The organism is Devosia sp. UYZn731 (assembly GCF_040546795.1).
Classification (GTDB): domain Bacteria; phylum Pseudomonadota; class Alphaproteobacteria; order Rhizobiales; family Devosiaceae; genus Devosia.
Map to the genome: position 1 here is coordinate 348,636 of NZ_JBEPOL010000004.1, position 15,638 is coordinate 364,273.

The following is a 15,638-nucleotide window of genomic DNA, read 5'->3' on the forward strand; positions in this document are numbered from 1 at the left end:
ACTCATCCATCCTGCGTCCAAGGCAGGAGAACCAGCATGATCAGGCGGGCGACTGGGACGGTATTGATCGCGACGCTGGTGGTCTGGCCCGTGGCGGCACAGTCGCCGCTGTCGATCACCAGCCAGGTGGAAACCGGCTGGACCTCGAACGCGACCGACAGCGCGGCGGGGCGTGGCGATTTTTACGCGACCCATAACGAGGAAATATCGCTGACGGGCGTAGCGGGCGATGCGCTTTTGCGCGGCACCCTGCGCATTACGCAAACGCGGTTCCTGGACACCACCTTTGAAGATGATGACGAAGTCGCTGGTGGTATCGAGGCCGAGCTGGCGTTTGGGGCAGATGCCAAGCTGCGCCTCGGCTATGCGGTGACGCGAAGCTGGACGGGCGACGATCTCAATATCGAGGGGTTCATCATCCCCATCCGCAGCGAGGAAACGGATCACGAATTCGTCGGAACTTTCGTGGTGACCGGGCCGGACCAAAAGGTGACGGTGGATGTCGCCGCGCTATGGGCCGTGCAGGGGAACAGCGAACTGGTTGGATTGGGGCTGCCGCCGCTGAAGCTTGAGGCCGACGTCGGCACCGTGACGACACGCATTGCCTGGGAAAAGGCGATATCGCCGACCATGGCGGCGTTGGCGGGGATGGAAGCGCGGTTCACTACGGTCCCTGAACTCGACCAATTCCTGTACTTCCGGGCGCCGGCGGATGGCGGACGGGTGAGCACGGGTCTGCGGGTCATCGCAGGCCAACTCACCCTGAGCGGCTCGGCCGGCTTCGATCTGGTATGGCCAAAGGGGCATGCCGATCTGCGGCGCACCTCGCCATACTTTGCGGTGGCGGCGAGCCTTGTGCCCACCGATGGGCTGACCGTGACCCTCAACACCGCAACCGGCGTCGAGTTGGCCGATCCGCTCGATGGCGTGGCGGGGCGCACGGCCGCGATCGATCTGGGCGCCACGGTAGCGCTGGCCCCGCAAGTCGAGCTATCCGCTCAGCTTGGCGGCTGGCAGGAGGCGGGGCTCTACGACACCAGCTTGATCCGCTCCCGTCGCACGGCGGCGGTGGGCCTGCATTATGCCGTGTCGCCCCGGTTGGCTTATGGGGCGACGGTTTCGTTCGCTCACCATGACGATCCGGGCGAGAGCTATGACAAGACCGGCATCGCCCTTTCGGTCACCGGAAGTCTTTAAGTGCGGTGCTGTCGATCACAGATCGCGTTTGGAGGAACTGTTGCCAGTGCGCGCCGTTAAGGCTGCGAACCGTCGTTGCACTCCAGACATGACGGCTTAGGAATGGCGGCCGTGACCCTCCCGGCTGCCAGACGATCGGCAGACTGCCGCAGAGGCTGACGCTCCTTTGTGGTGTCGCCGATGGGGGCGCGAGACTTCGGTTTCGCGCCCTTTTTCTATTGCCAACAGAGTCCATAATAGGGCATACGTATTTACCTAGTATAGACTGTCATAAATTTTTATATACTTTTAGTATTTGAATTGTTTTCGCGTTCTCCATGATAATGCGCGGATCGAAACTTAATCTCAGAGATCGGGTTGCTCCATCAACAGCCATTCAGGTTGTTGATCAGGAGATTTGCCATGAAACGCAATACAATAGCGATTCTTGCCGGCATTCTACTTGCCGGTTCTACTATGCCTGCTTTCGCCCAAGGCCTTCTCGGAGGCATAATCAGCGGGAGCGGTGGGAATGGACTGGTGACCGTCGGGTCCGGTGATGCGGGCTCCGGTGGTTTGGTCAATGTTGGCCTGGGGGGCAACGGCTCCGATGGCGGACTGGATGTGAACGTCGGTAGCGGCAGCAGCCCCGCGGCCAATGTCAATATCGGCGGCAGCAGTGGTGGCGGCTCCGGCTCGCTGGCAGATGTCAATCTGGGCGGTGGGGGCAATAATGGCCTAGCCCACGTGGGCGTAGGCGGGGGTATCGCTGGCGTCAATGTGGGTGGCGCCGGAACCAGCGGCAACTTGGTGGACGTCAATGTGCTGACTGGCTCCCGTGGGAACCCGGGGGGCCCAGGTACGCCCGGCCAACCCGGTCAACCCGGTGCCCCTGGTCAACCTGGTGCGCCTGGACAGCCCGGCGCCATAGGCGTGAACGGTTCGTCGGGCAGCAATGGCTCTAACGGTTTTGGCGGTTCCTCGAAGATCACCTTCCTCGCTCGGCTGCTTGAAAACCGCGCCTACCTGCGCTTCGCCACCGGCAATGCGGTTTGCCTGCCGCCATCGGGGATTGCCAACGTGGCCAGCCTGCTCTCGCGGCGCGACGCCACCCGGGCAAACCAGTTGCTCGGCAGCTATGCGGGCGATATCGGCAACCTGCGCAACCTGCTGAAGCAGTGCGGCAGCCGGACAATCAGCCAGGCCGATATCAATCGCGCCGTGGCGGTTGACCTGCGCCGCGACGGTACGGTGGTGCTCTACGTGCTGTAAGCGCCAACAATCCGACGAACGGGCCCCGGCAGGTTGCCGGGGCTTTTTGTTGCGCTTGCGTCAACGCGCCGGGGAGGGGACAATGCCAGCATGCGCCGCTGTAGACGGCAGAGGAGTATGTGATGGCCCATGGCAAGCCGATCGTCGGTGGCGGACCCAAAAAGGTTCTCTATACGCTGCAGACCGTTGGCCGGATGGGCGTGGGCAAGGCAGCCAAGGCGTTGACGTCCAAGAATGCTTGCAAGGCCTGTGCCTATGGCATGGGCGGCCAGCGCGGCGGCATGACCAACGAGCTGGGGGAATTTCCCTCGGTCTGCAACAAGAGCGTGCAAGCGCAATCGAGCGACGTGCGCGCGGCCATTCCGGAGCCGATTTTCGAACATTCCATTGCCGAGCTGGGCGAGTTGACCGGGCGCGAGATGGAAAAGCTCGGGCGGCTGGGGACGCCGATCTTCAAGGCCGCGGGTGCGGAGCGGTTTGAGCCGGTGGGCTGGGACTTTGCCATCGCCCACGCGGCCGCGCAGCTCAAGGTGACGCAACCGCAGCGCAGTTTCTTTTATTCCTCGGGGCGCTCGTCCAACGAGGCGGGGTTCATTTTCCAGCTTTTGGCGCGCGCCTACGGCACCAACAACGTCAATAACTGCTCCTATTATTGCCACCAGGCGACCAGCGAGGGGCTGAAGACGACGATCGGCTCGGGCACGGCCAGCGTCGAGCTGGAGGACCTCACAGGCTGCGACCTGATCTTCGTGATCGGCGCCAATCCATCGTCCAATCATCCGCGCTTCATCCACATGCTGAAAAACTGCCGCGAGCGGGGCGGGCAGGTCATCGTCATCAATCCGGCCAAGGAGCCGGGGCTGGTCAAGTTCGCGGTGCCGAAGTCGCCTTCCTCGATGCTCAAGGGCGGCAGTGAAATTGCCTCGGACTACCTGCAGCCGCGCATCGGCTCGGACATCGCGCTAATGAAGGGCATCGCCAAGGCGGTGATCGCGGCGGGGCTGGAAGCGCGTGACTTCATCGCCGCCCACGCCAGCGGCTACGAGGCGTTCCGGGCCGATCTAGATGCGTTGAGCTGGGATGAGATCGTGGCGGCCTGCGGCATTGCGCAGGCGCGCATTGAAGAGATCGCGCAACGTTATGGGCAGGCGCAGAATGCCGTATTCGCCTGGGGCATGGGGATGACGCACCACGTTCATGGCGTGGAAAATGTCGAGGCCATCGCCAATCTGGCGACCCTGCGCGGCATGGTGGGCAAGCGTTTTGCCGGGCTGCTGCCGCTGCGGGGGCATTCCAACGTGCAGGGCATCGGCACGATCGGGGTCAAGCCGGTGCTGGCCAAGGATGTGCTGGGCAAGATGGAAACCGCCTTCGGGATGAGCTTTCCGAGCCAGCAGGGCATGGACACCATGGCCTGCCTCAAGGCGGCCGAACGCGGCGAGATCGACGCGGCGGTGATCATGGGCGGGAATCTGTGGGGCGCCACGCCGGATACGGAATTTGCCAGCCGGGCGATGGGCAATATCGGGTTCAAGCTGTTCCTCACCACGACGCTGAACCTGGGCCATGTGCATGGCTTGGGCGATGGCGAAGTGCTGATCCTGCCGGTCACGGCGCGCGACGAGGAGTGGCAGCCGACCACGCAGGAATCGATGTTCAACTATGTGCGGCTCAGCGATGGCGGCATCAGGCGGTTGGAGCATGTGCGGCCGGAAAGCCATATCCTCTGCGATATCGCGGTGCGGCTGCTGCCGGACTCTCCCGTCGATTTCAAAGCGTTCGCCCAACACTCCAGGGTGCGTGAGGCGATTGCGGCGATCGTGCCGGGGCTTGAGCAACTGGCCGATATCGACGTGGCCAAGCAGGAATTTCACATCAAGCACCGCGTCATGCATGTGCCTGAATTCGGCACCGCCGATGGACGGGCGCATTTCGTGGTGACGCCGCTGCCGGTGCTGGAGGCGGGCAAGCTGCTGCTGGCGACGGTGCGCAGCGAGGGCCAGTTCAACACCATCATCTACGAGGACAATGACAGCTACCGGGGCGGCGCGGGCCGCGACGCGGTGTTCCTGAATGGCGCCGACATGGCGGCATTCGGTGTCAGCGCGGGGCAGGTGGTGACGCTGGCCTCCGACGTGGGGCGGATGAGCGCGGTGGTCAAGGAGTTCGACCTACCGCGGGGCAGCGCCATGGCCTATTACCCCGAGGCCAATGTGCTGGTGGGCACGGCGGTTGATCCTCGCAGCAAGACCCCGGCTTTCAAGTCCGTACCCGTGTGGATCGAGGCGTGATCGGTTCCGCCGAGACCGTGCCGAGCGCGGCATTGGCCGCCTTGGTGGCGGAGCAGGTTACGGGCGCCTCGCCCATAGCGGTCACGCGGTTTACCACCGGCGCGCAGCACTACGTCTACGAGGCGCAGTTTGCCCAATCGGCGCCGGTCGTGGTGCGCATCGGTAGCCAATCGGCGCATGCCGAAATGGCGGGCGCCGTGCATCTCTCGGCATTGCTGAGGCCGCGCGGAGTGCCACTGCCGGCTCTGTTGGCCCAGGACATCGAAGCGAATTTGCCCTGGATCGTGCTGGAACGGCTGGCTGGAGGCGATCTTGGTGGCGTCATCGGATCGCTATCGGAGAACCAGCTTGATGGTATCGCAGCCGGCGTTGCCGCCGCGCAAGCCGCCGCCGGGCAGACGGGATCGGCAGGTCGCTATGGATATGCGATCCGGCCGGAGGACGCGCCGTTTGGCAGGTGGGAGGACGTGCTGGCCGCCAACCTCAATCGATCGCGGCAGCGCATGACGGCCCATGGACTGTTCGACACCAGCCCGATCGACGTTGTGGAGACGATATTGGCAACCCAGCGCGAGCGGTTGGCCGATATCGCAGCCACGCCGTTCCTGCACGATACGACGACCAAGAACGTCATCATCGACCCAACCGGCACGCTGTCCGGCATTGTCGATGTTGACGATTTGTGTTTCGGCGACCCACGCTATCCAGCAGCGCTGACCCTGGCGGCGCTGCTGGCCTATGGCGGGCCACCCAGCTACGTCACTGCCTGGCTGCGCCATGCGGGGCAGTTGGACGACGCGGTTTTCCGGCTCTATGTCGCCCTGTTCCTGCGCGACCTGATGGCGGAACATGGTGGGGTGTTCAACGGCAATGAACAGAAGTCGAAGCCCGAGGACAGGTCGAGAATGCTCGCGGCGTTTACTTCGATCGTCGCGATGGCACGCGAATAGCCCCCAGATTCATGGCTGCGCGGGTGCTTCCGGCATCGGGGCGGGCGCAGGTTGGGCAGCCGGGGTATCGGCCGGTGTTGCTGCCGGACCCAGCAGCAGGATGGTCGGCTTGACGCTCAGCAGCTTGACGGCCGCAGCCTTGACCTGCTCGAGCGTGACGGCGTTGATCAGCGCCGGACGCCGCGCCATGTAGTCGATGGGCAGATCGACATCCTGCAGGCCGACCAGCGTATTGGCGATGGCGACCGAGGAGCTCATGCTGTTGATGGCATAGGAGCCGATGATATATTTCTTGGCCGAGGCCAGCTCCGCTTCGGTCGGGCCGTCCTTGGCGAGGCGGGCAATCACGTCCTCGATGACCTTGAGGGTTTCGCTGGCGCGGTCGGCGCGCGTCGAGGTGCCGATCACCAGGGAATCGGCATGGTCGGCGTTCTGCAGCGACGAGCTGATGCCATAGGTCAGGCCGCGTTTTTCGCGCACTTCGGCGAACAGGCGCGAGGAGAAATCGCCGCCGCCCAGGATATAGTTCATCACGTAAGCCGCGAAGAAATCGGCGTCGTCGCGACGCACGCCCGGATAGGCCATGTAGATCGTGGTCTGCGGCAGGTTGTAGGTGATGGCGATATCCTGGCCGAGCTTTGGCACCATATCGGCGACCGGCGTCAGGGCCGGCCCGGCGGGCAGATCACCGAATACCTCGTCCAGCCGCGCCTTCAGGGTCTCCGCATCGATGGCGCCCACGACGCCAATATGCAGGTTGGCGCGGGCGAACATCGCTTTGTGGAAGGCGCGCAAATCTTCGGCCGTGACGGCCGCCAGGCCGGGAATTGTGCCTTCACTCGTGCGCGAATAGGGATGATCGCCATAAAGCGTCTTGGCCCATTGCTGATCGGCCGCGGTCTCGGGCCGCTGCGCACTGGCGAGGATGCCGGAAACGATCTGGCTGCGCATGCGATCGATCGGGTTCTGGTCGAAGCGCGGGTTTTGCACCGACATCTTGAGCAGGCCAAAGGCTTCCGGTTGCTGGTCGGCCAGCATGCGCATGGAGCCGTAGACACCGTCCAGGTCGGCGGAAAAACTCATTTCGGCTCCAGCGTCATCCAGCTTGATCTGGAAGGTGTCGCTGTCGAGCTCGCCCGCGCCCTCATCGAACAGGCTGGTCATCAGATTGGCCAGGCCCTCCTTGCCGACAGGATCCTGCGAGGTGCCGCCGGCGAACGAAAAGCGGATGGTGACGAGGGGAACCGAATAGTCCTCAACCAGCCAGGCGTGGATGCCCTTGGGGGATGTGACGTCCTGGAACACCACTTCGGCTTGCGCGGGGACAATGGCCAAGAGGGTTAGCAGGGCGACAGCGAGGGCGGAGACGAAACGAACGGCCATGGCTATTTGCCCTCGGTGGCGGGCGGCAACAGGTAACTGGTGACCGCGACGGATGGATCGAGATAGCGCTGGGCGACGGCCCGAACCTGCTCGGCGGTGACAGCGCGAATACGATCCGGCCACTCGGCAATGTCTTCGACGGTGCCGCCGGTGGCGAGTTCCCGGCCGTAGAGATTGGCCATGTCGGCCTGTTCGTCGCGGGCGAAAACCAGGCTGCGGACATAGCGCGTCTTGGCGCTGTCCAGTTCCTGTTCGGTGACGCCGTCCTTGATCAGCAGCGCGATCTGGGCGCTGACGGCCGCTTCGACCGTCGCCAGCGTGTTATCGCCCTGGGGCACGCCATATACGGTGAAGGTGCTGGGATCGTAGGCGCCTGAATCGTAGCCCGCGCCGGTCGCCGAGGCGATACCGGTCTTGACCACGACCTGTTGGTAGAGCCGGCTGCGCGTGCCGCCGCCCAGGATTTCGGACAGCAGGTCGAGCGCCTCGGCCTCGCCGGGCTTGGCATTGTGATAGGTGGGGACCACCCAGGATGTGGAATAGCTGGGCACGCCGACGCGCGCGTCGTTCATGGTGACGGTGCGGCGCGTATTGTGCTCAGGTTCGGACGGACGCACGCGCGGCGGCAAGTCTGGGCCACGCGGCACCAGGCCATAGGTGGTCTTCGCCAGCGCCAGCACCGCTTCGGGCTCGACATCGCCGGCCACGACCAGCACGGCATTGTTGGGCGCGTAATATCGATCATAGAAGGCCGTCGCATCGAGGCGGTTGAGCTGTTCCATCTCATGCAGCCAGCCGATTACCGGAATGCGGTAGGGACTGTTCTGGAACAGGGTGGCCTGGGTCTCTTCCTGCAACAAGGCGCGCGGGCTGCCGTCGATCCGCGAGCGGCGCTCTTCGAGCACCACGTCGCGCTCGGCGCCGATGACATCCTCAGACAGGATCAGGCCGCGCATGCGATCGGCCTCAAGGCTCATCATGGTGGGCAGCGCCTCGGGCGGCACGGTCTGGAAAAAGGCGGTGTAGTCATTGGCCGTGAAGGCGTTCTGGTTGCCGCCGATTTCGCTGACCACGCGGTCGAATTCGCCGGCCGGGTGCGCCTTGGTGCCCTTGAACATCAGGTGCTCGAAGAAGTGGGCGATGCCGGACTTGCCGGGCGGCTCGTCGGCGCTGCCGATCTTGTACCACACCATATGGGTGACAATGGGCGAGCGGTGATCGGGGATGACGACGATTTCGAGGCCATTATCGAGCACGTAATGCGTCACGGCCGCCTCGTTGGCGACGGCCGCCGGGGCCTCGGCCAGCGCGGGCAAGCTCAGCGTTGCGATCGATAGCGCCAAGGCACCGGCACGCGCCAATCCAGTCATCGACACCATCAGACGCTCCAGGCTTCCCCGCCGACGATGGCGATGGGTTTGCCTTGTAGAGCGCAAAGTGGGGTCAAGTCGAGCCGCTGGCGTGGCGGTATGCGAGCAATTCTATGGCATTAGCGAGCCCGCTGGCAGGGACGGCTTAAGGCTCGCCGCCAAGGCGGCAGGTCGAGACCGAATGGTGTCCGACCTGCCCGAGGGCGTTATTTCGCCACGGGATAGGCGACGTAGGCGAAGCGTTGGCTGTCGGGCGCCCAGGAATTGACGTTGATGGTGCCCTGGCCGCCGAAGAAGCTGACCAGCGTGCGCTGATCGGAGCCATCGGGGTTCATCATGCGCAGCAGCACATCCTTGTCGGCCGGGTGGCCGAGAGTGCCGGTGGGGAAGCTGATGAAGGCGATCTGCTTGCCGTCGGGCGACAGGTGGGGGAACCAATTGACCAGGTTATCGAAGGTCAATTGTTCCAATCCGCTGCCGTCGGTGGCGTTCATGCGGAAAATCTGGGCATGGCCGGGCTGGCTCGCCGCCAGTTCGGAGTTGAAATAAACCCAGCGGCCATCGGGCGAGTATTCGGGGCCGTCATTGGGCACCGATACGTCCGTCAGGCGGGTATCGGCGCCTCCAGCAGCCGGAATGGTGAAGATGTTGACGCGGCGATCGGGACCTTTGCCCTCGATGGCGACGTAGCTCAGCGTTTTGCCATCTGGCGAAATGCCATGCAGGTAATAGTGGAACGGGGTGTCATGCGTGTTGGATACGCGGCGCGGCTCGCCACCGGCGAAAGGCACCGCATAGAGGTGGCCATCGTCGGAGCTGACATAGATGGTCGAACCATCGGGGGACAGGACGTGGTCATTGTTCAGGTCGGCCAGGTGGCCGGTATCGATCGGGGTCACCTCGCCGCCGGTGGGGGCGATGCGGAACAGCTTGCCGCCGGCATTGAACACCAGCGCGGTGCCGTCCGCAGTCCAGTTCGGGGCCTCGATGATTTCATCGGCGGTGAAGATGACGGTCGCGTTGCCAGCGAGGTCGATGACGGTCAGTTCGGAGCGCTGGCCGGCCAACAGCGTGCGGCCACGGCGGGGAAAGGTGAAGGTCAAGATAGAACGCCTTGTCGTTGTATGAACGTTAATCCAGCGTAGCTTAGAAAGTTTTGGGTGGATAGGGGGCGAGCGTAGAGTCGCTGTGGAGAGATCGCACCCCTCACCCTGACTATTCTGCTGAACGCAAAATAGTCTGTCCCTCTCCCACAAGGGGCGATGGGGACGATTGCGAAATTTCGGTTCTATCCCCTTCTCCCCTCGTGGGGGAACGTGCCCCGAAGGGGCGGATGAGGGGGTCTGCATCGAACAGGATTGCCGCGCCGGGGGCCTTGGCCTACATACGGGGCAAATCCTGTTCCCGTTATCGAGGTTTGCAAGCCGATGGCTCGCCAATTCATCTACCACATGAGCGGAATGTCCAAAGCCTATGCCGGCGGCAAGAAGGTGTTGGACAATATCCACCTGTCTTTCTACCCCGATGCCAAGATCGGCGTGTTGGGGCCGAATGGCTCGGGTAAATCGACGCTGCTCAAGATCATGGCCGGGATCGATACCGAATTTACCGGCGAAGCCTGGCTCGCGCAGGGCGCCAAGCTCGGCTACCTGAGCCAGGAGCCGGAGCTGGACCCAGCACTGAACGTGCTCGGCAACGTCATGACCGGGGTCAAGGAGAAGAAGGCCGTCATCGATCGTTACAACGAGCTGATGATGGACTATTCCGACGCGACCGCCGACGAGGCATCCAAGCTGCAGGACCAGATCGACGCGGAAAACCTGTGGGATCTGGAATCACAGGTCGAAGTGGCGATGGAAGCCCTGGGCTGCCCGCCCGGCGATGCCGACGTCACCAAGCTGTCGGGTGGCGAGCGCCGCCGCGTGGCGCTGTGTGCGCTGTTGCTGAGTAAGCCCGACCTGCTTTTGCTCGACGAACCCACCAACCATCTCGATGCCGAAACCACTGCATGGCTCGAACGCCATCTGCGCGAGTTCGAAGGCGCCGTGCTGATCATCACCCATGATCGCTACTTCCTCGACAACGTGACCGGATGGATTCTCGAGCTCGATCGCGGCAAGGGCGTGCCGTATGAGGGCAACTATTCCGCCTACCTGACCGCCAAGGCCAAGCGCTTTGCGCAGGAGAAATCCGAAGACCAGGCCCGCGCCAAGGTGCTGGAGCGTGAGCGCGAATGGATGGGCCAGTCGCCCCAGGCGCGCCAGACCAAGTCCAAGGCCCGCCTCAAATCCTATGAAGAACTGGTCAAGATCAACGAGGCGCGCACGCAGTCCTCGACCGCCCAGATCATCATTCCGGCTGGCGAGCGGCTGGGCAATAACGTCATCGATATCGAAGGGTTGTCGAAGTCCTATGGCGATCGCCTGCTGATCGACAACCTGACCTTCAAGCTGCCGCCTGGCGGTATCGTCGGCATCATCGGGGCCAACGGCGCGGGCAAGACCACGCTGTTCCGTATGCTGACGGGCCAGGAAACGCCGGATTCCGGCACCGTGACCATCGCCGACAGCGTGCACATGGGCTATGTCGACCAGAGCCGCGACAGCCTCAACCCCAACAAGACCGTCTGGGAGGAAATCTCCGAGGGCGATGAAATCCTGATGCTGGGCAAGCGCGAGGTCAATTCGCGCGCCTACACGTCCTCGTTCAACTTCAAGGGCGGCGATCAGCAGCAGAAGGTCGGTAATCTCTCGGGTGGGCAGCGCAATCGCGTCCACCTCGCCAAGATGCTCAAGAGCGGCTCCAACGTGTTGCTGCTCGATGAGCCCACCAACGACCTGGACACCGAAACCCTCGCCGCGCTCGAAGAGGCGCTGGAGGAATTCGCCGGCTGCGCCGTGATCATCAGCCATGATCGCATGTTCCTCGATCGCCTGGCGACCCACATGCTGGCCTTCGAGGGCAATAGCCATGTCGAATGGTTCGAGGGCAATTTTGCCGACTACGAAGCCGACAAGGTCCGCCGCCTGGGCGCCGACGCGGTCAACCCGAAGCGCGCGACCTACAAGCCGCTGACGCGGTAGGGATTGGGGCTGGGCGGGAGCCCGGCCTTTTTGCAATGAGTGTGGAGTTTTGTGCGTGGTCGGGACGCCGTTTTCGGTTGCCGTTCGGGGCGCAACATTGGCCGGCATCGCGGCGGGCGAGGGCCTGCCGGTGGTGTTTTTGCATGCCGGGGTCTGCGACAAGCGGATGTGGCAGAGCCAGATGGACGAGGTCGCCGAGGAGGGCTGGGAGGCGATCGCCTATGACCGGCGCGGCTATGGCGAGAGCGTCAGCGAGGACGTGGCGTTCAACCATGTCGACGATCTGGTGGCGGTGCTGGCCGCGCGCGATATTCATGCGGCGGTGCTGGTCGGCTGCTCGATGGGCGGCGGCCTGGCGGTGGATTTCGCGCTGCGCTATCCCGGGCGCGTCCTGGGGCTGGTGCTGATCGGCACTTCCATCACCGGCGCGCCGGCGGAGGTTAGCGAGGTCGAGCAGCAGCTGGAAATGGCCGAGGAAGACGCCTTCGAGCGTGGCGATCTCGACATGCTCAACAAGGTGCAGGCGCATGAATGGCTCGACGGGCCACGCGCGGCTAACGGCCGGGTTGGTGGCGCGGCGCGGACGTTGTTCCTCGACATGAATGGCGTGGCATTGCGCAAGCCGGAATTGACGCTGGAAGAGCGGCGCGCGGATGCATACCAGCGGATGGACAGCATCAATACGCCGACCCTGCTGATGGTCGGTGACCAGGATTTCAACTACCTGATCGAGCGGCACGATCACCTGTCCGAAGAAATGCCCAACGCCTTCGCGGTGGTGCTGGAAGATGTCGCGCATATTCCGAGCATTGAACGGCCGGATTTGGTCAATCCCCTGCTGCTGCAGTTTTTGGATGCGATCAGTGGCGACGCGGATGATGAGGACGAGGACGAGTAGCGACTGTCCTTCACCTCTCCCTTTGGGGGAGAGGTCGGCGCGCAGCGACGGGTGAGGGGGCCTTCGGGCAAACGCCTCACCCAGCAAAGGCCCCCTCACCCGACCCAAGAGGGTCGACCTCTCCCCCAAAGGGAGAGGTGAAGCAGGCCGAGCACCTCAGACAGCCAACCCTTTGAAACTAAACGCTCAAAATCCCGTCGAAATGCTTGTCCAACTGCGCCGTCGGCAAATTGGTCAGATCCTTGTCGAGTTCTGCGACCACGGTCTTCTTGACGCCGGCACTCATGGCCTTGCGGATGTCCCCCAACGCAATGGGAGCCGCGGCGATCACCAGGCGATCATAGGCGCCCTTCTGCTGCTGGCGGTCGAGCATGTCGGCGAGCGATTTGACAAACTGGGTTTCGCGATATTCGACGGGGTCGGTCTTGGGCTCCATGCCGCTGCGGGCCGAGCCGTTGGAGGCGTGACTACGGCCGGGGCGATCTGACATGATGTCCTGCGCCTGTTTGGTATCGATCGAAAAGTCCAGCCCATCGACCTGAGTGAGGCCTTTGCCGGGGCCGTTATGCTGCAGCACGCGGGCCTGGGCGCCATCGGCGATCAATACCCAAGTGACGGTCTTCTTCATGGCAATTGCTCCTGTTGGTCTCAATGGTACCAACGTGCCGCGACCCAAAAGGTTGGCCCTTAGTCATCAAAATGGGGCGGGTTGCGATCACAAAGCTTCATTGGCGAGGTGCTGGCGCCGCTGCTATCACAGGCTTTTACGGCGCCGTCCGGGCGCGGAGTTTTTCATGTCCCTGCCAGAATCGGCGCCTGCGACGCTCGCCCGGGCGCCAGCCCCCGTCATCGATGCCAAGGACGCCGCCAATGGGGTCGTGGCGGCGCTCGTCGCCTATCTGCTCTGGGGCTTCCTGCCGCTGCTGCTGCATCCGCTGAGCGAGGCGGGCGCTGTGCTCGTCGTGGCTGAACGCACGATGTATTCGCTGATCCTTTTGGCCGTCGTCCTCGCCATCACCGGCAAGTTCGGCGAAGTGCGCGCTTTCCTGCGCGACGGTCGCAAGGTGCGCGTGCTGGCCCTTTCGTCGGTGCTGCTGGCGTTCAATTGGCTGCTCTATGTCTACGCGGTCGACGCCAACGAATTGCTGCAGGCCAGCTTTGGCTATTTCATCAACCCGCTGGTCAATATCGCCATCGGCATGGTGTTTTTGGGTGAGCGGCAGAACAGGTGGCAAACGGTCTCGATCGGCATCGCGGTGATTGCCATCGGTATCCAGACGGCCGCCTTGGGCAGCGTGCCCTATATCTCGCTGGGTCTGGCGATATCGTTCGGGCTCTACGGTTATTTCCGCAAGACGGCGATGCTGGGGCCGGCCACGGGCCTGTTCGCCGAAACGCTGATGATCGCGCCGGTGGCGATTGCCTATATCGGCTATAATCTGGTGACCGTGGGCATCGGCGTGCATAGCGATCCGACCATGCTGCTGCTGCTGATTTTGACTGGCCCGGCAACGGCGGTGCCGCTGCTGCTGTTCGCCTTCGCGGTGCAGCGGCTGCGGCTGACGACCATTGGCATGTTCCAGTATCTGGCGCCGTCGATCCAGTTCCTGATCGCGGTGTTCGTGTTCCACGAGGAAATGAATGCCACGCGGCTGGTGAGCTTTGCGCTGATCTGGCTGTCGCTGGTTGTGTTCAGCTGGGACAGTTTCCGGCGCCGCCCGAGGGCTATTGCGGCGTAGGGCACGCTATTTCCACATCCACCGCCCTTCCCGCGGACTTGACCCGCGGGCCTCCCGTCGCGCGTGCCGGGCTGAGAGCGGCCCGCGGGTCAAGCCCGCGGGAAGGACAGCGGGTGGGATATTGCGGCTGCGATTGCGGGATCGGTAAGGGTTTCCGGGCTCCCCACGCCATCGGTAAAAAATCCCGACAATTTGAATCAAATCCGAACTGGCAATTTCAGCGGGCACGAGAACCTGCCGGTCCATCCTGATGCTCCAGATTTGCGGCAGGAGCCGGGAGACACATGATGAGCGAGCTTGACCAGGGACAGCGGGCGTTTTCGAGCTTCAGGGTTCTGAACGGCGAAGAGAACCACTCCGAACGCGACCAGTTGTTCCGCAACATGGCGCAGCTCTTCAGCTTCGTCTCCGCACAGTGCGATGACGAGCAGGTGGCCCAATATGACGAAGTGCTCTGCCAACTGGCGGAGCTGGTCGAGGTGGAAGCGCGGGTGCATGTCGCCAAGCTCCTGGCGCCGCTCGAGCGGGCGCCGGGCACGGTGGTGGTCAAGCTGGCCAATGACGTCATCGAAGTGGCGCGGCCCCTGCTGGAATTTTCCAACGTGCTCAGCGATGACGACCTGATCGACATTATCAGCACGCATGGCGAGGCCCACCGAGTGGCCATTGCCAGCCGGGTCAATGTCCCCGAGCGCGTCGGCGAAGCGATCGTCGAGCATGGCCGGACCTCCTCGGTGGTCCGCCTGGTGCGCAATCCCACCGCCGAATTCGATGCCGAGACGCTCCGCAAGCTGGTGGCACGCGCAAGGGTAGATGCCGAAATCGCCCACGATCTGCGCGCACGCACCGAGATCGATTGGTCCTCGCTGCGTGGGCAAATCGATGAAGCGGCCGGCAAGGTGCTCGAAGCGCTGGGCGACGTGGATAGCCATGTCGATCCGATCGCGGCCGGCAAGATCAACGCGGTGGTTTATAATCGCATGCGCAATCGGGCGGGCTTTTCGGCCACCGAATGGAAACTGGCCTATAATCAGGTCAAGGCGCTCAGCGACCGCCGTCAGCTCGACGATCGGGCGCTGGCCCGGTTCGCGCGGTTTGGCTATGGCCACCATGCGGCGGCGGCGCTGACGGTGATGCTGCGGGTGGAGCCCGAAGTGTTCGTCAAATGGCTGGCGGGACAGGATTACGTGGCCATCACCGTGGCGCTGCGCGCCGCCGGGCTGACCCCGGAGTTGTTCGAGTCCATCGTCGGCATGTTGCCTTGGCGAGACCTGCCCACCGAGATGGACAAACGCAATGTGCTGGCCCGCTTCGAGGCGATCAGCCGCGACGAAGCCAGTGGCATCTTCGAATTGTGGCGGGCGCATTCGTTCCGCAAACGCGTCGCTGAAGACCGCGCGGCGACCGCGGCCGCCCTCTAGCGCATCGCAAATCGCGCTGGACCTCGCCAGCCAACCCGCTATTAGGCAATTCGCG

At 63.4% G+C, this 15,638-nt stretch carries 12 protein-coding genes; 8 read left to right on the plus strand and 4 right to left on the minus strand.

Features of this window, described 5'->3' with window-relative positions; all coding sequences use genetic code 11:
• Positions 1 to 36 precede the first annotated feature (36 nt).
• The 4 genes from ABIB57_RS12320 (at position 37) to ABIB57_RS12335 (ending at position 5,689) form a co-directional block, all read left to right on the plus strand.
• A complete protein-coding gene (locus tag ABIB57_RS12320; protein ID WP_354041137.1) occupies positions 37 to 1,197 on the plus strand; it encodes a porin family protein in 1,161 nt (386 codons plus the stop codon).
• A 519-nt stretch (positions 1,198 to 1,716) separates the two neighbouring features.
• Entirely contained in the window at positions 1,717 to 2,448 is a 732-nt protein-coding gene (locus ABIB57_RS12325; RefSeq protein ID WP_354041139.1) for a hypothetical protein, read from the plus strand.
• Positions 2,449 to 2,570: 122 nt separating this feature from the next.
• Positions 2,571 to 4,739 (plus strand): FdhF/YdeP family oxidoreductase, encoded by a 2,169-nt coding sequence (locus tag ABIB57_RS12330; protein ID WP_354041141.1) that lies wholly within the window; start codon positions 2,571 to 2,573, stop codon positions 4,737 to 4,739.
• Positions 4,736 to 5,689 carry a phosphotransferase family protein gene (locus tag ABIB57_RS12335; protein WP_354041142.1) on the plus strand — a complete coding sequence of 318 codons (954 nt, stop codon included), beginning with the start codon at positions 4,736 to 4,738 and terminating at the stop codon, positions 5,687 to 5,689. The genes ABIB57_RS12330 and ABIB57_RS12335 overlap by 4 nt, the downstream gene beginning before the upstream one ends.
• 9 nt (positions 5,690 to 5,698) lie before the next feature.
• Here the strand turns inward: ABIB57_RS12335 and ABIB57_RS12340 are convergent, their stop codons facing one another.
• From ABIB57_RS12340 to ABIB57_RS12350, 3 genes are all read right to left on the minus strand, one after another.
• Positions 5,699 to 7,072 carry a M16 family metallopeptidase gene (locus tag ABIB57_RS12340; protein ID WP_354041144.1) on the minus strand — a complete coding sequence of 458 codons (1,374 nt, stop codon included), beginning with the start codon at positions 7,070 to 7,072 and terminating at the stop codon, positions 5,699 to 5,701.
• 2 nt (positions 7,073 to 7,074) lie between these two features.
• Positions 7,075 to 8,451 (minus strand): M16 family metallopeptidase, encoded by a 1,377-nt coding sequence (locus ABIB57_RS12345; protein WP_354041145.1) that lies wholly within the window; start codon positions 8,449 to 8,451, stop codon positions 7,075 to 7,077.
• A gap of 197 nt (positions 8,452 to 8,648) precedes the next feature.
• Positions 8,649 to 9,545 (minus strand): TolB family protein, encoded by an 897-nt coding sequence (locus ABIB57_RS12350; RefSeq protein WP_354041146.1) that lies wholly within the window; start codon positions 9,543 to 9,545, stop codon positions 8,649 to 8,651.
• Positions 9,546 to 9,869: 324 nt separating this feature from the next.
• Here ABIB57_RS12350 and ettA point away from each other — a divergent pair, with 324 nt between their 5' ends.
• Together ettA and ABIB57_RS12360 are read left to right on the plus strand one after the other, a co-directional pair.
• Positions 9,870 to 11,525: an energy-dependent translational throttle protein EttA gene (gene ettA / locus ABIB57_RS12355; protein ID WP_354041147.1), complete on the plus strand. Its 1,656-nt coding sequence runs from the start codon at positions 9,870 to 9,872 to the stop codon at positions 11,523 to 11,525.
• 55 nt (positions 11,526 to 11,580) lie between these two features.
• Entirely contained in the window at positions 11,581 to 12,423 is an 843-nt protein-coding gene (locus ABIB57_RS12360) for an alpha/beta fold hydrolase (protein ID WP_354041148.1), read from the plus strand.
• 178 nt (positions 12,424 to 12,601) lie between these two features.
• On the opposite strand, the gene ABIB57_RS12365 is transcribed toward ABIB57_RS12360, so the two are convergent.
• The gene (locus tag ABIB57_RS12365) at positions 12,602 to 13,051 is read right to left on the minus strand and encodes a host attachment protein (protein ID WP_354041149.1); all 450 of its coding nucleotides are present in this window, start codon (positions 13,049 to 13,051) and stop codon (positions 12,602 to 12,604) included.
• Positions 13,052 to 13,217: 166 nt separating this feature from the next.
• On the opposite strand from ABIB57_RS12365, the gene rarD reads away from it, so the two are divergent.
• Positions 13,218 to 14,162 (plus strand): EamA family transporter RarD, encoded by a 945-nt coding sequence (gene rarD / locus ABIB57_RS12370; protein WP_354041151.1) that lies wholly within the window; start codon positions 13,218 to 13,220, stop codon positions 14,160 to 14,162.
• A 287-nt stretch (positions 14,163 to 14,449) separates the two neighbouring features.
• Positions 14,450 to 15,583, plus strand: a complete 1,134-nt coding sequence (locus tag ABIB57_RS12375) for a DUF2336 domain-containing protein (protein ID WP_354041153.1) — start codon at positions 14,450 to 14,452, stop codon at positions 15,581 to 15,583.
• Positions 15,584 to 15,638: the final 55 nt, after the last annotated feature.